This window comes from Haloarcula rara (genome assembly GCF_029338235.1).
In the GTDB taxonomy this organism is placed as follows: domain Archaea; phylum Halobacteriota; class Halobacteria; order Halobacteriales; family Haloarculaceae; genus Haloarcula; species Haloarcula rara.
Genome location: NZ_CP119785.1, coordinates 1587772 through 1607889 on the forward strand (window position 1 = coordinate 1587772; position 20118 = coordinate 1607889).

General features: G+C 65.6%; 19 protein-coding genes, 1 tRNA gene and 1 pseudogene. 14 read left to right on the top strand and 7 right to left on the bottom strand.

Going from position 1 to position 20118, the window contains the following annotated elements:
• The first annotated feature begins 102 nt into the window (after nt 1-102).
• Complete coding sequence (locus P1K32_RS08405) at nt 103-2136, top strand: DEAD/DEAH box helicase (protein ID WP_276249298.1); 2034 nt, start codon at nt 103-105, stop codon at nt 2134-2136.
• A gap of 25 nt (nt 2137-2161) precedes the next feature.
• Here the strand turns inward: P1K32_RS08405 and P1K32_RS08410 are convergent, their stop codons facing one another.
• A complete protein-coding gene (locus P1K32_RS08410) occupies nt 2162-2299 on the bottom strand; it encodes a hypothetical protein (protein WP_276249299.1) in 138 nt (45 codons plus the stop codon).
• 209 nt (nt 2300-2508) lie between these two features.
• Nucleotides 2509-3186, bottom strand: a complete 678-nt coding sequence (locus tag P1K32_RS08415; protein WP_276249300.1) for a hypothetical protein — start codon at nt 3184-3186, stop codon at nt 2509-2511.
• Between the two features lie 519 nt (nt 3187-3705).
• Here P1K32_RS08415 and P1K32_RS08420 point away from each other — a divergent pair.
• The 3 genes from P1K32_RS08420 (at nt 3706) to P1K32_RS08430 (ending at nt 5993) form a co-directional block, all read left to right on the top strand.
• A complete protein-coding gene (locus P1K32_RS08420) occupies nt 3706-3930 on the top strand; it encodes a hypothetical protein (protein ID WP_276249301.1) in 225 nt (74 codons plus the stop codon).
• A 74-nt stretch (nt 3931-4004) separates the two neighbouring features.
• A complete protein-coding gene (locus P1K32_RS08425) occupies nt 4005-5864 on the top strand; it encodes an SLC13 family permease (RefSeq protein ID WP_276252179.1) in 1860 nt (619 codons plus the stop codon).
• Nucleotides 5865-5920: 56 nt separating this feature from the next.
• Nucleotides 5921-5993: transfer RNA gene (locus tag P1K32_RS08430), tRNA-Pro, on the top strand.
• Nucleotides 5994-6330: 337 nt separating this feature from the next.
• Here P1K32_RS08430 and P1K32_RS08435 read toward each other — a convergent pair.
• From P1K32_RS08435 to P1K32_RS08445, 3 genes are read right to left on the bottom strand one after another with little or no spacing between them, the layout of a single operon-like run.
• Entirely contained in the window at nt 6331-6609 is a 279-nt protein-coding gene (locus P1K32_RS08435) for a hypothetical protein (RefSeq protein WP_276249302.1), read from the bottom strand.
• 54 nt (nt 6610-6663) lie between these two features.
• Nucleotides 6664-6966, bottom strand: coding sequence for a DUF7521 family protein (locus P1K32_RS08440; RefSeq protein ID WP_276249303.1), 303 nt, complete (start codon nt 6964-6966; stop codon nt 6664-6666).
• Nucleotides 6963-7322 (bottom strand): helix-turn-helix domain-containing protein, encoded by a 360-nt coding sequence (locus tag P1K32_RS08445; RefSeq protein ID WP_276249304.1) that lies wholly within the window; start codon nt 7320-7322, stop codon nt 6963-6965. Before P1K32_RS08445 ends, P1K32_RS08440 begins: the two co-directional genes overlap by 4 nt.
• 205 nt (nt 7323-7527) lie before the next feature.
• On the opposite strand from P1K32_RS08445, the gene P1K32_RS08450 reads away from it, so the two are divergent.
• The 5 genes from P1K32_RS08450 (at nt 7528) to P1K32_RS08470 (ending at nt 14926) form a co-directional block, all read left to right on the top strand.
• On the top strand, nt 7528-8379 hold the full coding sequence (locus P1K32_RS08450; protein WP_276249305.1) for a halocyanin domain-containing protein: 852 nt from the start codon (nt 7528-7530) through the stop codon (nt 8377-8379).
• Between the two features lie 657 nt (nt 8380-9036).
• Nucleotides 9037-9603, top strand: coding sequence for a metal-dependent hydrolase (locus tag P1K32_RS08455; RefSeq protein ID WP_276249306.1), 567 nt, complete (start codon nt 9037-9039; stop codon nt 9601-9603).
• 251 nt (nt 9604-9854) lie between these two features.
• Nucleotides 9855-14039: an LAGLIDADG family homing endonuclease gene (locus P1K32_RS08460; protein WP_276249307.1), complete on the top strand. Its 4185-nt coding sequence runs from the start codon at nt 9855-9857 to the stop codon at nt 14037-14039.
• The gene (locus P1K32_RS08465; RefSeq protein ID WP_276249308.1) at nt 14039-14311 is read left to right on the top strand and encodes a DUF7854 family protein; all 273 of its coding nucleotides are present in this window, start codon (nt 14039-14041) and stop codon (nt 14309-14311) included. The genes P1K32_RS08460 and P1K32_RS08465 overlap by 1 nt, the downstream gene beginning before the upstream one ends.
• Nucleotides 14312-14362: 51 nt before the next feature.
• Nucleotides 14363-14926 carry a DUF7504 family protein gene (locus P1K32_RS08470; RefSeq protein WP_276249309.1) on the top strand — a complete coding sequence of 188 codons (564 nt, stop codon included), beginning with the start codon at nt 14363-14365 and terminating at the stop codon, nt 14924-14926.
• Nucleotides 14927-14973: 47 nt separating this feature from the next.
• Here the strand turns inward: P1K32_RS08470 and P1K32_RS08475 are convergent, their stop codons facing one another.
• On the bottom strand, nt 14974-16290 hold the full coding sequence (locus tag P1K32_RS08475) for an outer membrane protein assembly factor BamB family protein (RefSeq protein ID WP_276249310.1): 1317 nt from the start codon (nt 16288-16290) through the stop codon (nt 14974-14976).
• Nucleotides 16291-16538: 248 nt separating this feature from the next.
• Between P1K32_RS08475 and P1K32_RS08480 the strand changes: the two genes are divergently transcribed.
• From P1K32_RS08480 to P1K32_RS08495, 5 genes and pseudogenes are all read left to right on the top strand, one after another.
• The gene (locus tag P1K32_RS08480; protein ID WP_276249311.1) at nt 16539-16874 is read left to right on the top strand and encodes a DUF7855 family protein; all 336 of its coding nucleotides are present in this window, start codon (nt 16539-16541) and stop codon (nt 16872-16874) included.
• The gene (locus P1K32_RS08485) at nt 16871-17692 is read left to right on the top strand and encodes a DUF7856 family protein (RefSeq protein WP_276249312.1); all 822 of its coding nucleotides are present in this window, start codon (nt 16871-16873) and stop codon (nt 17690-17692) included. The genes P1K32_RS08480 and P1K32_RS08485 overlap by 4 nt, the downstream gene beginning before the upstream one ends.
• Nucleotides 17693-17725: 33 nt before the next feature.
• Nucleotides 17726-17938: pseudogene (locus tag P1K32_RS17870) on the top strand (DUF7857 domain-containing protein); the annotation flags it as partial.
• A 371-nt stretch (nt 17939-18309) separates the two neighbouring features.
• On the top strand, nt 18310-18531 hold the full coding sequence (locus P1K32_RS17875; RefSeq protein ID WP_473092380.1) for a DUF8080 domain-containing protein: 222 nt from the start codon (nt 18310-18312) through the stop codon (nt 18529-18531).
• Nucleotides 18485-19192 carry a MinD/ParA family ATP-binding protein gene (locus P1K32_RS08495; protein WP_379691016.1) on the top strand — a complete coding sequence of 236 codons (708 nt, stop codon included), beginning with the start codon at nt 18485-18487 and terminating at the stop codon, nt 19190-19192. Before P1K32_RS17875 ends, P1K32_RS08495 begins: the two co-directional genes overlap by 47 nt.
• Here P1K32_RS08495 and P1K32_RS08500 read toward each other — a convergent pair.
• Complete coding sequence (locus tag P1K32_RS08500; protein WP_276249314.1) at nt 19171-20031, bottom strand: transcription initiation factor IIB; 861 nt, start codon at nt 20029-20031, stop codon at nt 19171-19173. The genes P1K32_RS08495 and P1K32_RS08500 overlap by 22 nt on opposite strands.
• Nucleotides 20032-20118: the final 87 nt, after the last annotated feature.

Consider the following 20118-nt stretch of genomic DNA (forward strand, 5'->3'; position numbering starts at 1 on the left):
TAGCTCACCTTCTCGCCCGACCAATAAAAGTTGATTGTCTGACACCTAGGCGAGTGGTCGATGCCGAGCCAGTAAAGTAGCTCCCCGAGCGTAGTCACGCCCGTGTCGAAGCAGGCTGGGAAGGTCGAGACGCTGTTCCTCCACGAACACGGCGAGGACGTCCGCGTCGTCGGCCAGCGCGACGGCTCGCGGCTCTTTCGCGGGGTCCTCGAACTGAAGGAAACGGACGCGGGGCCACGCCCCCGACGGCTCCGCATCGAGGACGGCTCCGGCGAGCAGCTGCGCTCGCCAGACCAGTTCGTCGAACTGGCCCGGCGTGCGACCCGCATCCGCATCTCCCAGCAGACGTCCGCGAGGGCCCGCGACCGCATCAAAGAGATGCTCGACGGCTACCAGCTGGAGGCGAAGGTCGTCCGGACCTGCCGGTTTTGCGCCTCGGCGGGGCGATACTCGCCGATTACGAGCGAGACGGCCATCGAGGCCGACGGGGAGTCCATCTGCCCGGAGTGTGCGAGCCAGGAGCTTGACCGCCAGCTCGCGTTCGACGGCGCCATCACGGGCGACGCCCGCGAGCGGCTGGAGGAGCTGCTGCTCGAGGTCCAGGACCTGGACCGCATCACGAACTTGCTTTCGGGCCAGCTGGACCCCGACCTCACCAAGTTCGACGAGATCTCCGCGACCACCGAGAACGTCGACCCCGTCAGCGTGGACTCGCTGGGGCTCCATCCGGGCATCCAGGACCACCTGGAATCCCGGTTCGATACCCTGCTGCCCGTCCAGAGTCTGGCTGTCGAACACGGCGCGACCGATGGCGAAGACCAGCTCGTCGTCTCTGCGACTGCGACCGGGAAGACGCTGGTCGGCGAGATGGCCGGGCTGGACAGGGTGCTCAACGGGGAGGGCAAGATGCTCTTTCTCGTGCCGCTGGTCGCCCTGGCCAACCAGAAGTACAACGATTTCAAGGACCGCTACGGCGACATGGTCGAGGTCTCACTGCGCGTGGGCGCGAGCCGCATCGCCGACGAGGGCGGCCGGTTCGACCCAGGCGCGGACATCATCGTCGGTACCTACGAAGGAATCGACCACGCGCTCCGGACCGGCAAGGACCTCGGCAACGTCGGCACAGTGGTCATCGACGAGGTCCACACGCTGGGCGAGGACGAACGGGGCCACCGACTGGACGGCCTGATTTCGCGGCTGAAATACTACTGCGAAGAGGCCGACACCGACACCCAGTGGATATACCTCTCGGCGACGGTCGGCAACCCCTCCCAGTTGGCCAAGAAGCTCCGGGCGAAACTCATCGAGTTCGAGGAGCGTCCGGTCCCTATCGAACGCCACGTCACCTTCGCCGACGGCCGCGAGAAGATAGAGACCGAGAAGAAGCTGGTCAAGCGGGCCTTCGACTCGAAATCGAGCAAGGGGTATCGGGGCCAGACCATCATCTTCACCAACTCCCGGCGGCGCTGTCACCAGATATCCCGGAAGCTGCACTACGACTCCGCCCCCTACCACGCCGGACTGGACAACCGCAAGCGCAAGCGCGTCGAGAAGCAGTTCGCCGACCAGGAGCTGGCGGCGGTCGTCACCACGGCCGCCCTGGCCGCCGGGGTCGACTTCCCGGCCTCGCAGGTCGTCTTCGACTCGCTGGCGATGGGTATCGAGTGGCTCACCGTCCAGGAGTTCAGCCAGATGCTGGGCCGGGCCGGTCGGCCCGACTACCACGACAAGGGGACCGTCTACGTCCTCGTCGAACCCGACTGCACCTACCACAACAGCATGGAGATGACCGAGGACGAGGTGGCGTTCAAACTGTTGAAGGGGGAGATGGAGCCCGTCATCACCCGCTACGACGAGGGCGCGGCCGTCGAGGAGACGCTCGCGAACGTCACCGTTGCCGGGAACGCCGCAAAGCGGCTCAACGACCGGATGGTCGGCGAGGTGCCCACGAAACACGCGCTGGGCAAGCTGCTCGAGTACGACTTTATCGACGGCCTGGAACCGACGCCGCTGGGTCGCGCCGTAACCAGACACTTCCTGGCGCCCGACGAGTCGTTCCAGCTGCTCGACGGGATTCGGAAGGGAACGGACCCGTACGACATCGTCGCCGAGATGGAGCTGCGTGACGAGCACTGATATTCGGGCCCCCACCTTCTTGTAGTCACACAGTCTTGCGGTGTGCATGGGGCTGTTCGATAGTATCCGGCGCGTGGTCGGCGGCGGCGACGCCAGCGACGCCAGTGACGCCGACGACACCGACGACGACGTGGCGACACAGCCTGACGTAATCGACACGCACGACTTCGATGAGGCCGCGCTCCGCGAACGGGCGTCCGGTGTCGCCGGCGAAGTCGACGTCCTCGATTTCTCGCTCGCCTCGCTGGAACAGTTCGACGACGCTATCGACGCTGGCTACGACGAGGACCTCGCGACCTCTGACACACCGGGGGTCTACGCCACCGATACGGTTCGATTCGGCTGCTATCTCGGTGAGGTGCTCGTCCGGGCCTACGACGGCGAGTGGACACAGAACCCGGACTGGGGAGTCACCGTCTCCGGGCCCGACGGCACCACCACCGTCGCCGTCTTCGACGTGGCGGAACGCTCGATAACCACGGGTGCGGTGTTCGCCGCTGTCGCCGACCGGGCCGCCGTCGAGGTCGGGCTCGACGGTGCCGAACCAGTCGCCGCCCCGGACGCGGGGACGGACCAGCCGACAGACACTGGCGCTGCCGAGGACGAATCGGCGACCGCGGACCCGGCCGACGGCGAGCCGCTGACGGACGACCAGACCGCCGAGGACCTGGGCGAGGAACTGACCGCCGAGACACCGAGTGACGACGCAACCGCCGAGACACCGAGTGACGACGCAACCGCCGAGACACCGAGTGACGACGCGACCGCCGAGACAGCCGACGACGAACCGGCCACCGAGACACCGAGTGACGACGTGACCGCCGAGACAGCCGACGACGAACCGGCCACCGAGACACCGAGTGACGACGCGACCGCCGAGACAGCGGACGAACCGGCCGCCGAGGCATGGAGTGACGACGAATCGGCCGACGAGACAGCGGACGACGAACCGGCCGGCGAGACGGCGGACACGGGGACCGACGTTCCCGACCCGGCGTCGGCCGACTCGTCCCTGAGCGAGGCCGCCCGCGAGGCCGTCGGGCGCGTCATGGAAGAGGAAGGCACTGACTCGCTCATCGAGGAGGCGGAGCCGGGGACAGCGGCGGACGACACTGGCGCCGACGCGACGCCAGCGGACGGGCCTGCCGACCCGGAGAGCCCGGCAGACTCCTCAGAGTCACAGCCACAGACCGTCGACGCACCCGACCCCTCGGAGTCGCTGTTCGACGACGAGACCGCCGGAGCGGGACCGACGGTGGCCGACGCCCCCTCGGCGGCAGACGGCCCCCGGCGGGCTCGTCCGAATCCGGGTCCGCCGACGCCGCTGCCGACGCGCCGTCCGACGACCGGGGCGAGGAGCCAGCCGACGGCTCGGACCCGACAGACGGCGACGGCCTCCGCGCGACCTACGCGGAATCGGCCGAGGAACTCGTCTCGTTCTGGACGGAGTACGACCTCGACTACTCCCCCGACTCGCTGGAGCGACTCGACGCGCTGGTCAGCGCGGAGTGGGACGACGACCGGTTCGACGACGCCGACTTTGGCAGCGACGACTCCTTCGACGACCGCGTGTTCACCAGCGTGTCCACGGAGCTGGGCAGCTACTTCGGCGAGGTGCTCGTCCGGGAGCTCGACGCCGAGTGGAGCGACGAGACGGCCACCGACGGCGTCGTCGTCGAGGGCGCCGACGGCCCGCTGGCCATCCCGGTGTTCAAGGTCGCCGGCACCTCCATCAAGCAACAGCCGGTGTTCGCCCGGAGCTACGACTCGCTGCTTTCCGACCTGGAGAGGTAGCCCCCGCAATCCCCACGTTTTTGCTCGCTCCCGTCGACCAGGCAACTGTGTCGCTGCCTCCGATTACGCCCGCGATGGCGTTCGTCTTCGCGCTGATACTCGCGGCGCTCGTGCTCTTTGCGACCGAGCTCGTCCCCGTCGACGTGACCGCTATCGCCGTGATGGTGGCACTGCTTTCGGTCGAGCCGGTGACGGCCACCTTCGTCGACCTGAATCTGCTGGCGGAGCCGCTGTACGTCCTCCACCAGCCCGGGGACGACATCTCGCCGCTGGCCCAGGGACTGTCCGGCTTTGCCTCGACGGCGACGATTACCGTTCTCGCCATGTTCATCCTCTCGGACGGCGTCCAGCGGACCGGTATCGTCCAGTTGCTGGGCGCGAAACTCACCTCTCTGACCGGCGACAGCGAGACGAAACAACTGGGGGCGACAATCGGGCTGGTGGGTCCTATCTCCGGGTTCATCAACAACACCGCCGCGGTCGCTATCCTGCTCCCGATGGTGACCGATATCGCGCACGAAGGCAATATTTCGCCGTCGAAGCTGCTCCTGCCACTCTCATATGCCTCGATGTTCGGCGGAATGCTCACGCTCATCGGCACCTCGACGAACATCCTCGCCTCGCAGCTGTCGGCGGAGCTGCTGGGCCGTCCCTTCAGTATGTTCGAGTTCACCCAGCTCGGCATCGTCGTCACCATCGTCGGCACCGTCTACCTGCTGACGGTCGGCCGGTGGCTCGTCCCCGGGCGCATCCAGCCCCGCAAGGACCTCACCGAGGAGTTCGAGATGGCCGACTACCTCGCCGAGGTCGTCGTCCGCGAGGACTCGCCTATCATCGGCCAGACGGTCCGGGAGGCCCTGGCCGAGACCGACCTCGACGTCGACGTCGTCCAGCTGGTCCGCGACGGGCGGACTTTCCTCGAACCGCTCGACCAGAAGACGATACGCGCGGGCGACGTCTTCGCCATCCGGACTGACCGGGACACGCTCGTCGAACTGCTCGACCTGGACGGGCTGGACGTCGTCCCCGACGTCGAGGTCGACGACGACGAGCTCGAACAGGCCAGCGACCAGCAGAACCTCATCGAACTCGTCGTCGCCCCCGGCTCCGCCCTCGTCGCCGAGACGCTGGTCTCCTCGAACTTCCGCCAGCGCTACGACGCCACGGTGCTTGCGCTGCGGCGCGGCCGCGAACTGTTCCGCCAGCGGATGGACCGTATCCGGCTGAAGGTCGGGGACACGCTGCTGGTGCAGGCCACCGTCGACTCTATCGACCGCCTCGACGTGAGCCGCGATTTCATCGTCGCCCAGGAGGTCGAACGCCCAGACTACCGCAAGTCGAAGATTCCCGTCGCCATCGGCATCGTCGCCGCTGTCGTCGGCGTCGCCGCGCTCACGCAGGTCCACATCGTCGTCTCCGCGCTCGCCGGCGCGCTCGCGATGGTGCTTTCGGGCTGTCTCCGCCCCCAGGAGCTGTACGACGCCGTCCAGTGGGACGTCATCTTCCTGCTGGCTGGCGTCATCCCGCTCGGCATCGCCCTGCAGGAGACCGGCGGCGCCGACCTCATCGCCGACCTGTTCGTGCTGGCCGCGCCCGGCCTGCCCGCGATTCTGGTGCTCGGACTGATGTACGTCGTCACCGCCCTCCTGACCAACATCATCTCGAACAACGCCTCTGTGGTGTTGATGATTCCCGTCGCCGTCGAGGCCGCCGGTCAACTGGGCGCTAACGCATTCGCGTTCGTGCTCGCCGTGACCTTCGCCGCCTCGACGGCCTTCATGACGCCCGTGGGGTATCAGACCAATCTGCTCGTCTACGGCCCCGGCGGCTACCGCTTTACCGACTACTTGAAGGTCGGCGCGCCGCTGCAGGCGATATTTGCCGTCGTGACGACGCTGGGCATCGCGTACTTCTGGGGCCTTGCTCCGGCGTGACACGGGCCCGGGCGCAACGAAACCCTTTACTCGGTGACGGGCACAGATTGTGATACGGGATCGTGGGGTAGCTTGGTAACCTTTGGGCCTTGGGTGCCCATGCCCCTAGTTCAAATCTGGGCGATCCCATCCCACTTTTTACGGCGTCGGGTGTCCTCGCGAGCCTTCGGCTCGCTGCGGGCACCACTCCTTGCAAAAACTTGGGGAAAACTGCCGGACGCTCGTTTCACTCGCGTCCGGTGAAACGCCTCGCTCCGCTCGGCGTATGCTTTCCCGTGTGAGCAGGACCATAGATTCGCGAGTTGGCATCGTCCCGGTTCGCTCTTAGCTGCCATCCGACCGCGACTCGAACTTGACCTCCCAATTGGACCCACGGACGGGTCCATAGCCCCGTGTACGAACAGTAGCGACTGAGTCTTCTCCCATGCATCGGCCGGCACTCAGTCGTAGATAAATGAGCGTTCAATCACAATCTCATTACCGGGAACAGATACGCCTGCTCGACCAGATGATACGGCCGTCCCTCGTGTCCGCGTCGGTGCGTTCGCACGAACTGCCTCGGAGCGTAGCCCAGTAGCCGCACGTCGCTCGGACCGACGCGGGTGGCCAGGACGTAGTAGTCCGCACGGAGCCGGTCGTAGGCGTCGACGGTGAGGTCGGGGTCGGTGCGATGGCAACCGACGGTCTTGACGTCGATAGTGGCGCCGCGATAGCGGAGATCGTCGCCACCGTCGGTGTAGACCACGGGGACGTTAGGCCGCGCGTAGATGATGTGCCTGCCGAATAGGCGAATACAGGGCTACCGGCCGAGTAGCGTACTCCGGTCGGCGACGTACAGCGAGTACGCGATAATGGTAAATCCGGCAGCAGTGACGGCGTTTTCAAAAATCAACGACATGACCGTCGAGAAGGCGAACAATTGGTCTGCGAGGCCAGCCAACAATGACCCGAAAGTAATTGTACCGAAACCGACGGCGAGGTATCTCAGTGCCCGGGAACCTGTCTTCATCGCGGCTTTGGCAGCGAAGTAGGTAATAAGTCCCCCGAGCAGGAGCGTCACAGTTTTGAGTCCGATGACGATTGGAGAGATTGGGCTGTTCATAATTCCTCACGAATACGTGACCACAAGAGCGCTAACCGCTCATCCGCGGACTTTCGAGGGTGCAACCGCTCGACATCGAAGGCACTTTCTCCCTGAAGTGGAACAAAGATGCCGGTCGTGTTGCGGACATACATAGTGGCATGATGCCCGTCAGTACGCACTTCCGTCTCCTCGGCCACTAACCCCGCACCACTAAGCTGCTGCAGTTTGCGGTACGTGCTGGTCTGTGGAAGGTCACATATTGCCGCGATATCTTTGGCGGGCAGTGGCTCCTCGACAGCCGCGAGGATTTCGCGACAGTCGGGGTCCGCTAGCACTTCGAATACAGCTTGGTCGTCGACTTCATCTTCACTCACGGGGGCCTCCTGAGCGCGGCAGTGGACAGTTTCGTTCCAGGTGCTGTCGCTTGTGTCTGGTGAATCTAACGGTCGTGGGAGGGGGGATATGGTGACTACTCGGCTTGTGCTATTCCACGGATATACTAATTAATACGGTCCGATTTCCAAAATCTGGAAAGTGGTGGAATGTTTTAGCCAGCACCCTGTCCAATTAACTCCCGCAATGCAACGACCCTCCAACCGTCGCGAATTCCTGCTGGGTACCGCACTAACTGGAATCACTGCTACTGCCGGCTGTCTCTCTGCCGGAACTACATCTGAAGATGGGGAGACCCCAACCCCCACACCGGAAAAGACGCCGCCTGAGAACCTTGACACATGGCTTGAGGATGCCAACGGCTACGACGGCGACACACGTCGGTACGGACCGGCAGAACAGCCCACTATCTATGTGGGCGAGGAGACGGACGCTGGGTTCGCCTTTTCGCCGACAGTTATTGAGATATCACCGAACACAACAGTCGAGTGGGATTGGACCGGCCACGGCGGCCAACACAACGTCGTTGCGCTAGATGGGACCTTCGACAGTGGGAACTCGAACGCCCAAGCTGGGACGGTCTACGAGTACTTCTTCGAGGAGACCGGCGAGTACGCGTTCGTCAGTGAACACGATGATGGGATGCGAGGGGCAGTCATCGTCACTGAACCGCCGACGACGGGATACGAGGCCGTCGATAACTGGATGGCGAACGCTGGCAACTTCGACGGAACGGTCACCGATCGAACCGAGGCCAACACCGCCACTGTACGTGTCGGTGCTGAAGGCAACGGGGGGACTTTTGCCTTCGATCCGCCTGTCCTCCGTATTAGCACTGGCTCGACCGTCCGGTGGGAGTGGACCGGCGATGGCGGTGGGCACAACGTCTCATTCGACGAGGCTGACATCGACTCCGGCGAAGTGACGCATGAACCAGATAGCACCTTCGAACACACCTTCGATGAGACGGGGCAGTATCTCTATTCCTGTCTCCCGCACAAAGGGGTCGGGATGAAAGGCGCTGTCATCGTCGAATAAGCGTCGGCACTGCTCGTTATCGTTATCCTGTATTTCCTGTACTCACGGCACCTTCTTCGATTCCATAGTGAATGCCTGGAAGGGCGTGACCGATACAGAGCCTGAGTTATGCTGTAGTTCATGAGCGGAGCGCGTGAATCGTCGCGTCTGAGCACCCGGCGACTGTCCGGAATACGGCTCAGTCGGTCAGTACTAGCCACCCTGAGGAGGGCCTCCGGCGCGACCGAGATGACCAGTTCCTGACATCGCGTTGGCGGGTGGGGCGCTCGTCGTCGCCGCCATCGGGCCACAGAGTTGGGCATACAGTATCGGTCTGGGGCTGTTCTACGCTCCTCAGAACCGAACTGAATCTTCTACGCACGACCTTGCGGATAATCACTGCGCCACTGACACCCGTTCCAGACGGCCTCAACAGAACACCCGTCTCGCGGTACCACAGCCACGGCGCGCTCGTAGCTATCCCAGTAGTGGGCAGCGCCGTCACCTTTGACACCGATGAACGTCCCGGTTGACTGAGTGAGCAGTTGGCGTGCGGTACGTTCGGGGCGTTCCCACTTGGGATTCACCACCGGTAGCGACGCTAGACCGACAGACCAGCGACCGCCGAAACATATCTTATAGACAACACGTTTCCGACTCCAGCCCCTCGACGAGACCATGGTAGACGTCCTCGGCCACCTCGGGATGGCGCTGCTCTGGCTCGCGCCCGTCTGGTACTTCGTCGACCACCGGCGGACCGCGGCGCTGGTCGTCGCCGGCGGGTTCTGGTTCGGGATGCTCCCGGATATCGACCTCCCGCTTTCGGTCTGGGTCCCCGGGATTCACCATCACGGGGTCCTCCACACGGTGCTGGCCGCCACGGCATTCGCGGTGCTCCTCGGGCCGCTGGTCGGGCTGGTGTTTGCCCGTATCGGGGAGCGCACGGACCCGACGTGGTTCTACGCGGCGGCCCAGGAGCGCGCGACAGGCATCGGCGTCATCACCGTCTTCGTCACGGGTGTCGCACACGTCTTCGCCGATATGCTGTCGGCGCCCGACGTCTCGACGCGAATCGAACCGCTCTGGCCGGTGGTGAAAGGGCCCGTCGTGATGATGGACGTGCTCTGGTACCAGTCGTGGTGGGCGACCTGGGGGCTGTTCGTCCTCGGCGTCACGGTCAACGTGGCGGCGTGGTACCTGACCGACGGGCCGGCAGAATCGGCGGTGGGGGCGGCCACCGAGTGACTAGCGGGCTGGTGTGCTGCTACGGATTCTGCAGCCGTGAGCGGTTGACGATATCGGCGATGTTTCGGTAGGACTGCGAACAGCCAGAAAGCCTCCCGTAGCCGGTTGGCCAGCCGGCATGGGTGGGGCTTTCTGGCTCTCAGTAGCAATCGCTGCTAAGCTAACCGCCTCGAAACTCGGACCCACCACACCACTTCCACCACGCTACACGAACCTTCTTACGCGGGGCCGCACAAACCCTGTACACTCAGATGGCGACTGCCGAGAACACCGAGCTCATCGACCGCTTCGAGGAGTTCTATCGCAACTACTACCGCAACGAGATCGGTGAGCTCGCCCAGAAGTACCCCAACGACCAGAAGTCGCTGTACATCGACTGGGACGACCTCTACCGCTTCGACCAGGACCTGGCCGACGACTACCGTACGAAGCCCAGCCAGCTACAGGAGTTCGCCGAGGAGGCCCTTCGACTGTACGACCTGCCGGTCGACGTCTCGCTGGGCCAGGCCCACGTCCGGGTGCGCAATCTCCCCGAGTCCGAGGACATCCGGGAAATCCGCCACGAACACCACGGCAACCTCATCTCCGTGCAGGGCATCGTCCGCAAGGCCACGGACGTGCGGCCGAAGGTGACCGAGGCGGCCTTCGAGTGCCAGCGCTGTGGTACCCTCTCGCGTATCCCCCAGACCGCCGGCGACTTCCAGGAACCCCACGAGTGCCAGGGCTGTGAGCGACAGGGCCCCTTCCGGCTCAACACCGACCAGTCGCAGTTCATCGACGCCCAGAAGATTCGGGTCCAGGAGTCACCCGAAGGCCTGCGGGGCGGGGAGACGCCACAGTCTATCGACATCAACGTCGAGGACGACATCACCGGCACGGTGACCGCGGGCGACCACGTCCGCGCGACCGGCATCCTCAAGCTCGACCAGCAGGGGAGCGACCAGGACAAGTCCCCGATGTTCGACATCTACATGGACGGTGTCAGCATCGTCATCGAGGACGAGCAGTTCGAGGACATGGACATCACCGACGCCGACAAGAAAGAAATCGTCGAGCTCTCCAACGAGTCCGACATCTACGACCAGATGGTCGGGGCCATCGCGCCCTCCATCTACGGCTACGAGAAGGAGAAGCTCGCGATGATGCTCCAGCTGTTCTCCGGGGTGACAAAGGAGCTTCCTGACGGCTCGCGTATACGTGGGGACCTCCATATGCTCCTGATAGGGGACCCGGGTACGGGGAAATGCGTCAGTGGAGATACTCGGGTAACGCTGGCCGACGGCCGAGACGTGCCGATTCAAGATATCGTCGAATCGAACCTCGATGAGCCAAAACCGGTCGACGACGGCGTGTGGGACGCCGTCGACTTCGAGGTTCCATCGCTTCAAGACGACGGGACGATTGCCACACAGCGGGCGACGAAAGTCTGGAAACGCGAAGCGCCCGACCAGCTGTACCGGATTCGGACCGCGACCGGCCGAGAGGTCGAGGTTACACCGTCGCATCCGCTGTTCGTGCAGTCTGGTGGGCGTTTCAGCGCTGTCAAAGCGAGCGAATTGCGCGAAGGTGATTCGGTAGCAACCGCCCCAAGTGAGACCGTAGCTTCGTCAAAACCGTCGGTCGCTGCCGATGGCGGAACAGTTGTTGCAGACTGCGACCGTATCGAATCTATCGAACCGGTCGAACCGGATGAGGAGTGGGTCTACGACCTCGAAATAGAAGGCACGCACAACTACGTCTCGAACGGCGTCGTCTCGCACAACTCGCAGATGTTGTCATACATCGAACAAATCGCGCCCCGTTCCGTCTACACCTCGGGCAAGGGCTCTTCGAGCGCGGGTCTGTGCGTGACCGGTGACACCCGAATTCATACCGAAGATGGGTTCCGCAAGATACGCGACCTCGCGGTAGAGGCACATCCCGAACCGGTCGCCGAAGAGGCACGCGCACCGAAGAGTATTGGGCTACAGACATTCGACCGGGAGTCGGGTTCAGTTACCGAGCGCCAGTCCTCACACGTCTGGCGAATGCCGAAAAAACCATGCTGGAACATCGAAACTGCTCACGGAAAGTCGCTTACGGCTTCCGAGAACACGCCGGTGCTGACGTGTGGTGAGGACGGACTGGTGTGGGTCACGGTAGCCGACCTCGAACCGGGACAGCACGTCGCCGTTCCGAAATACGGGGAATTCGACCGAGAAGAAGTATCTGTCCGGGAATTCCTGGAACTTACGACCGAGAAAGTCAAACTCGCCGACGCGTCGGTCGAACGACTTCGAGAGGCGCTTTGTGACCGATTCGGGCACTTGCGAGCCGCTGCGTCGGCTCTCGACCTTTCGGAAGACTTCATTTATGACTCTCTCAGAAACCGCCACGTCCCGCTCTCGAAGCTCGATACGATTCTGGATGCCGTCGAGCTGTCCCGCACGGATGTCGATTTCGACCGGCTCATGGTCCGCCACGGCGACAGTATAGCCGTCCCTGAGACGTTCGATGACGACCTGATGTACTTGCTCGGTCTCGTCTTCGGCGATGGCGACATCTCGCTGGATCGGCGTGGCGGCAACCGTGGCATGGTTCGAATCTCTAACGGAGACGAGGAACTCTTAGAGCGTGCACAGGATATCTTCGCCGCGAAATTCGACAAGCGGCCCGATATCGAGCGTCAAGAGGGTCGTGTCTCCTGTATCCGAGTCGGCAGTGCGACTATCGCACGGCTCTTTTCGAACGCTGGGATGGAGACGCCGAAAGCCGATCTCCAACTGGCACCCGAACTGACGACTGCGGCGCACGCAGATGCCTTCGTTCGCGGACTGATGGACGCTGACGGCTCCGTCTCTGTCCGCGAAAACGGCGGTTCGAGCGTTCTCACCTCCACCATCAGCGAGACGCTGGCCGAACAGTTGCAGTTGATTCTGGAAACGTATGGCATCCGCGCACGTCGTCGTGAACGCGACCGCCGCGGGACGTACGAGCTCGACGACGGGCAAACCATCGAGTCCAAACACGTCCAACACTTTGTCGAATTATACGGAGCCGATATCGACCGGTACGCAGTGGAGATAGGGTTCGATATCGAGGCAAAGCAGCGCGCGCTACAGCAGATTACTGCTGATGTGGCCCGTCGCGGGGAGACGGTCCCGGTCGGTTCGGCGCTGATGGCGACCGACGGGGCTGGCGGTGAGTACCACTCGAATATCTCTCGCGGCGACAATCCTGGGCGGGAGCGTGCACGGGAGATACTCGACCACGTCGACCTCGGCGATACCGAAGCGCCGGTGCGCGAGGCTGTCGAGGCCGACCTCCGATGGGACCGCGTTGTCGAGGTGACAGATGTCGGTGAGCAGGAGGTGTTCGATCTGACGGTCCCAGAAACACACAACTTCGTCGGGAACGGTCTCGTGACCCACAACACCGCTGCGGCGGTTCGCGACGACTTCGGCGACGGCCAGCAGTGGACCCTCGAAGCCGGCGCGCTCGTTCTCGCGGATCAGGGTATCGCCGCCGTCGACGAGTTGGACAAGATGAGCCCGGAGGACCGCTCGGCGATGCACGAGGCCCTCGAGCAACAGCGCATCAGCGTCTCCAAAGCGGGTATCAACGCCACGCTCAAGAGCCGCTGTTCGCTGCTGGGCGCGGCAAACCCCAAGTACGGCCGCTTCGACCAGTACGAACCCATCGGCGAGCAGATAGACCTCGAACCCGCCCTCATCTCGCGGTTCGACCTCATCTTCACGGTCACCGACAAGCCCGACGAGGAGAAAGACCGGGACCTCGCCGAGCACATCGTCCAGACCAACTACGCGGGCGAGCTCCACACCCACCGGACCAACAACCCGACCTCGAACTACACCGAGGAGGAGGTCGACACCGTCACCGACGAGGTGGCCCCGACCATCGAGCCCGAACTCCTGCGGAAGTACATCGCCTACTCGAAGCGAAACTGTTTCCCGACGATGACCGAGGAGGCCAAAACGCGTATCGAGGACTTCTACGTGGAGCTGCGGATGAAAGGCCAGGACGAGGACGCGCCGGTGCCGGTCACCGCCCGGAAGCTGGAGGCGCTCGTCCGGCTGGCGGAGGCGTCGGCTCGCATCCGTCTCTCCGACACCGTCGAGGAGTCAGACGCCGACCGCGCAGTCGAGATCGCCCACTACTGCCTGAAAGAGATCGGTGTCGACCCCGAAACCGGCGAGTTCGACGCCGACGTGGTCGAGACGGGCACGTCGAAGACACAGCGTGACCGCATCCAGAACATCCGCGGCATCATCAACGACATCGAGGACGAGTACGACGAGGGCGCGCCCATCGACGTCGTCGTCGAGCGCGCCGAGGAGGTCGGTATCGACGAGTCCAAGGCCGAACACGAGATCGAGAAGCTCAAACAGCGCGGCGAGGTGTACGAACCCCGCACCGACCACCTCCGAACCACCTGATGGACCGAATTAGCGCTCTCAGAAACGTCGAAGACGCCCTCGCGGCCTTCGAGGCTGGGGACTGCTCGCTGTCGGAGCTTGAGGCTGACGTGCGTGCGATTTTGCGGACCTACGCGGCCGACTTCGAGGGCGACCTGCGGGCCTATCGGGCGAGTGGCGCCGGCTCGGTCGACGGGCTGGTCGTCCTCGCGACCTCGGTCCCGGAGGCCCGCGACCGGGTCGCCGCGCTGGTCGACGAACCCGGCGAGTTCACCGTCTCGCCGGTGGAGTGACGGGCGAGGCGAGGGAAGCTGTTTTGACGATGGGCGCCGAGCGACCACTCGATGAGCACACTCCGTGCGGCCGTTGGTGACGCCACTACGGCGCTGGTGTGTACGCCGCCGATGGAGCAAGGGGAACGCTGTGTCGACCTGCTCTCGGCGACGACACCGGAGACGATGGTGCTCTGGGTCACCTACACCACCCCGCCGGCAGCCTGTGTCGAACAGTTCCGGGCGGACGGCGCCGCTGGGTCGCTGTCGGTCATCGCCGTCGGCGATATGCCGACCGAGGCGCCCGACGGCGTGACGGTCAAGACGGTGTCGACGCCGGACGACCTCACCGGGCTGGGTATCACGCTCAGCCAGGCGCTCTCGACCCACGACGACGCCGTCGTCTGTTTCGACTCGCTGACCGTGTTGCTCCGGCACGTGGACACGGAGACGGCCTACGAGTTCCTCAACGCGCTCACCGGCCACCTCTACGCGGCCGACGCCAGGGCGCGCTTCCATATTGACCCCACTGCCCATGACACACAGACCGTCGACGCACTCGCGTCGCTGTTCGACGCTATCGTCGAGGGCGAGGACGGGGCGTGGGCGGTCCGGAAGAGACGACTGGTAGCGTAGGCCTGCAGTTCTTCTGGACGCTCTCCGGTGGCTGGTTTCCTGGCCGGTCAATCGTCGGAGACGAGGCGTCGAGCGGCGACCACTCCGCTGGCGAGTGCCGTCACGGCCCCACCGATACCGAAGCCCGGGCCGCTACCGCCTGACGTCTCCGTGGCGTCGTCGCTGTCGTCTGCCACCGTATCCGCTGTGTGCGTGTCAGGGGCTGCGGTCGGGGTGTTCTCGGCGCTCGTCGTCGACTGCGCTCCGGCAGCCTCCGCCCAGACGTGGTGGTGACCGTCGGTCCCCAGTTCGACCCGCGAGTCCGCACTGGAGCGCTCGTGGTCGGCCGCGAGCGCGAATATCGTCCCCGACGTGCTCCCGACGTAGACGGTCCCGTCGACCACTGTCGGCGACGGAACGTCTGCCCCCTCGGCCGCTGTCGACCACTGTTCGTCGCCGCTATCGGCGTCCACGGCGTAGACGGTGTCGCCACCCCCGAGATAGACAGTACCGCCTGCCACGGTCGGACCTGCGTACGTCCCTCCACCCATCTCGAAGCGCCACTGCTGCTCGCCGTCGTCGATTGCGTACAGGGTGCCCTCGGTGGTCCCGATGTACACGGTCCCGTCGGCGACGGTCGCCGGTGCCTGAATTCGCTCGCCGGTTTCGACACGCCAGCGTTCGTCACCGCTGTCCGCCTCGAGGGCGTAGACCACGCCGTCTTCGTCGCCTACGTAGACAGTGTCGTCGGCGACAGTCGGTGCAGAGGAGCCACCGGCCTCGACCGCCCACTGCCGGTCGCCGCTCTCGATGTCGACGGCAGTGACCGTCTCGTCGCCGTTTCCGGCGTAGACGGTGCCGTCCACGACGGTTGGGCTCGTCCATCCGCCCGCTCCGCTATCGCCGACTCGCCACTGCTCTTCGCCGTCCGCCGCCGAGAGTGCGACCAGCGGTCCATCGTTGCCGACGACGACTGTCCCGTCGGCGACGGTCGGGGCGTAAAAGATGCTGCCGCCGCTGTTGGCCCGCCACTGTTCGGTTCCGCTGTCGGCGTGCAGCGCGACTATCTCGGAGCTCGCACCGACGTAGACAGTCCCGTCGACGACCGACGGCGTCGGGAAGCTCTCCATCGAGTTCACTTCGACGTTCCACAGTTCGTCACCGCTGTCGGCGTCGAGCGCGTAGATTCCGTTTCGGACACTACCAACGTAGACGGTGCCGTCGACGACTGTGGCCGAGGAACTCCGACCGCCGCTATCGAATTCCCACAGCACGTCACCGCCTTCGGCCGACTGTGTGGCACCTGTCCCGATCGCCGTGACACCGGCGATTCCGGCCCCCGTCGCGAGCCCGGTCCTGAGCACGCTGCGTCTAGACCAGTTCATACCCAGACGGTAGTATCAGCAGCTCTATTTTAAAAATATCTACGAGTAACTGACAGGAAAACGTACTCGCCCGAATCGGTTCTGTCGATCCCCGCTCGCCGTCCCACTTGCCGGACAGTGTGACCCCCGCGGGCCTGCCCACCGAAGTAGTTCTCCTGTCGCAGTCGTGCGTTTCCATGGGTTGGAGAGAAAACTGTTACAGGCAAAATAACATAAATTTTAGAATCTTCAGTAGGTTATCTATCCACGTGCTACTGGTCGTCACCTACACGCGGGCGGCGCGGCGCGACCTGCGGAACGTCTGTCGAGCCCACGAGGATACGGTCGTCCGGCAGTTCGGCCGGGCGGCGCTGCTCTCGGCGACGGAGTTCGGCGCGTTCCAGGCGCTCAGGCTCCGCGAGAAACACGGCCTCGACGTCCAGATAGAGCGGGTTCGCCCGTTCGAGCCCGAGGACGTCCCCGACCGCGTTCGCGAGGCCGCACGGGCCTACGAAGCTCGGGAGACCGCCTCGATACCGTACCGACAGTTCGCCAGCGGGCGGGACCTTCCCGGGGCCGACCAGCTACGGGGTGAGGAGCTGTGAAACTCCGCGTCTGCGGGACGACCTACGAGGGCCGCGTCGTCGATTTGCGGTGTCGGTCGGTCGACGGCGCCACCGTTGCCGCGGCGATTCGAGGGGCCCGGCCCCTGCCGGCTGTCGACGCCCCGGCGCCGGGGCCGGTGTACGACTACTGCGGGCGCGTCCACCCGTCGATGGGGCTCCGGACGAAGACGGCGCTGGCCGCCGCCGCCCGCTCTATGGGCCACGAGACGGACCACGACGACACCATCGCCGAGTTGCGCGAGCGACTTGCCGACCTCGACGGGGCCGAACCCACCCTCCCGAGCGCTCGCGAGTCGGTCGACGACGCCACCGTCGCCGAGCTGCGGGAGTCGGCCGCAACGGCCCGTGGCCGGCTCGAAGCCCGCGAGCGGCTGGGGGCCGAGACGGCCGAGATACGGGCACAGGTGCGCGAGACCACCCGGACACTCGCAAAGCGGGAGACCGAACGCGCCGCCGCCCAGCAGAGCCGACAGCAGCGACGCGAGCGCGCTCGGGAGTACCGGGACCGACAGGCCAGGCGTCGCCGGCTGGCTGACCGGCTGGCCAATTGCCGGCGCGACGCCCGCCGCGAACTCGTCGACGCGGTCGCCGACGACTTTGTGGCTGCCCTCGCGGCCGTCCCCGGGTCGACGCCGGAGGAGCGACCTGACGACCCGTTCGACGCGCCGCCGGTCCCGGCCGCGCTGGCGACGCTGCGGCTCGCTCGGACCGACGCGCCGGTCGTCCTGGAGACCGACCGCTTCCGGTCCCCGGCGGCCGCGGCCGACTGGCTCGACGCGCCGGTCGTCCGGTGCTGAGGTTTAAATCCGAACCCGGGACCACCACACCCCATGGTTACGTTCGACTGTTCGGCCAGCCGCCACGACGGAGTGACGCTGGTCACCGTCCGCCTGCGGGATATCGCCGAGCCCACGCGGGTGACCGTTCGGAACTGCCTCGACGGCCCGGTGTGGCCCCCGCGCAGCGAGGGGCTCCCAGAGGCCGGCTGGACGGTGAGCGGGTTCTCGGGCATCCTCACGCCGGGTTCGCACGCGCTGGGGTACGCGACGCCCGCCCGACCCGAGCGCCGCCGGCCGAACTCGCCGACGCCGTCGCAGTCCCGGAAGCAGACACCGGGGAGACGCCCTCGACCAGTCCCGCCGAGGTGGTCCGCGAGCTGGGCGACCCGTCGCCGCCGGCCGACGCCGTACCGACCGCCGACCCGTCGCCGTCGTTTCCGGAGCCCACAGCGCCCGGCGAGGACAGCGGTCCACAGCCCCCAGCGGACAATGCGACGTCGCCGACTACGGCAGCGACTCGCGCCGCGGGCGACGACGGCCCTGCTGGCGACCGCGGGGCCGGCTCGCCCGACAGCGACGGCAAGGGCGACCATATCACAGGGCTCCCGCCGGAAATCGGTCCCTGGATGGCGGCCATGGAACGACGGACCGACACCGCCGAGGCGCTCGCGGCCGCCGAGACCCTCCCCGAGGCGACGAAGGCGGTCCACGAGGCCGGTGGCCTCGACGGGGTCCGGACGCTCGCCGACGCCGGGGACGAGGCACAGCTCAGACACCTCGCCCGGCGGGCGCGCCGGCTCGCCGACCGGCGTGCGGGAGCGACGATACCGGTCGAGACGCTGGCTGCGCTCGCATGATTCTGACCGTCACCGGGGGAAAGGCGGCGTCGGTAAGTCGACGGTCGCGTACAACCTCGCGGCCCAGCTCGACGGCGTCGTCGTCGACGGCGACCTCGCCATGGCCGACTTGCCGGCGGGTCACGGCCCGGACCTCCACGACGTGCTGGCGGGGCGGGCGACGCCTGCGGAGGCCGTCCGCGAAGACGGCCCGGTGACGATGGTCCCCTGTGGCCGGACCCTCGCCGGCGCCCGCGCGGTCGACCCGACCCTGCTGGCCGACACGCTGGAAACGCTCGACCGCACCCACCGCTGGGTCGTCGTGGACTCGCCCGCCGGGCTGCGCGCCGACGTGGGCCTCCCGCTCGCGGTCGCCGACGCGGCGGTGCTGGTGACGACCGACTCGACCGCCGCGCTGGCCGATGCACTCCGGGTGCGTGAACTCGCCAGAGAACTGGACGCCGGGCTCTGTCGGGTAGTCCTCAACCGGGTCCGGTCAGACCCGTCGACTGCCACCGTCGCCGACCGGTTCGGCGCCCCCGTGGTTACGGTTCCGGACAGCGACGCGCTGGCGACGGCCCAGCGCCACGGCTCCCCCGTCGACCGGACCGCGCCCGACTCCCCGGCGGCGACGGCCTTCGAGAATCTCGCGGCCGCCGTCTATTCCTGTAGCTCCGTGTAAGTGCTCCGCAGCGTCACCGGCGTCACGTCGGCCACGTCGGCGGCCTCGGCCTGCGTGAGTTCGACGTCCCGTTCCTGTGCCGCAGTGTAGAGACAGGCCGCGGCGACGCCCGCGGGGTTGCGGCCGCCGATGATACCCCGTTTGCGGGCCTCGTCGACGAGTTGCTCTGCTCGGTTCCGGATTTCCTCTGGCAGCTCCAGTTCGGTCGCAAAGCGCGGGACGTACTCACGCGGGTCGATGGGTCCGGTCGGCAAGCCCAGCTCGCGGTTCAGGGCGTCGTAGGCCGCCCGAAGCTCGTTCGGGTTCGCGCGAGCGGCCCGACACAGCTCCTCTACGGTCCGTGCGACCCCCTCGGTCCGGCAGGTGGCATACACCGTCGCCGCGGCAAAGCCCTCAAGCGAGCGCCCCTGGAGCAGGTCCTCTTTCTGGGCCGACTCGAAGAGCACGCAGGCCCGGTCGCGGATGGCCGCCGACAGGCCAAGCGACCCGACGATACGGCGTATCTCCGTGAAGGCGTACACTTGGTTGCGCTCGCGCTTGGAGCTGACCTGGGCCCGGCGGTGCTGGCGGCGCAGGCGCGCCATCTGTCGACGCTTGCGTCCCTTGAGCCGCGTCGACCGACCGATCTCCGTCGAGAGCCCGCGGTCGTGACGGGACCGGGTCAGCGGCGCACCGGTCCGTGCGCTGTCGGTCTCGTCGTCCTCGAAGCTGCGCCACTCGGGCCCCCGGTCGATGCTGTCCTCGCCGACGACCAGCCCGCAGTGGGCACAGACGGTCTCACAGCCGTCCTGTTTCAGCGACCCGTCGCACTCTGGACAACCAGCGGTTGTCGTAGACATACTCGGAGCTACGGCCGCCAGGCAGGTTAAAAAACTGGTGGGAGCGCGGCTCTGTGGCAGTTCTGGCGAATTTTAACCTACCGGTTA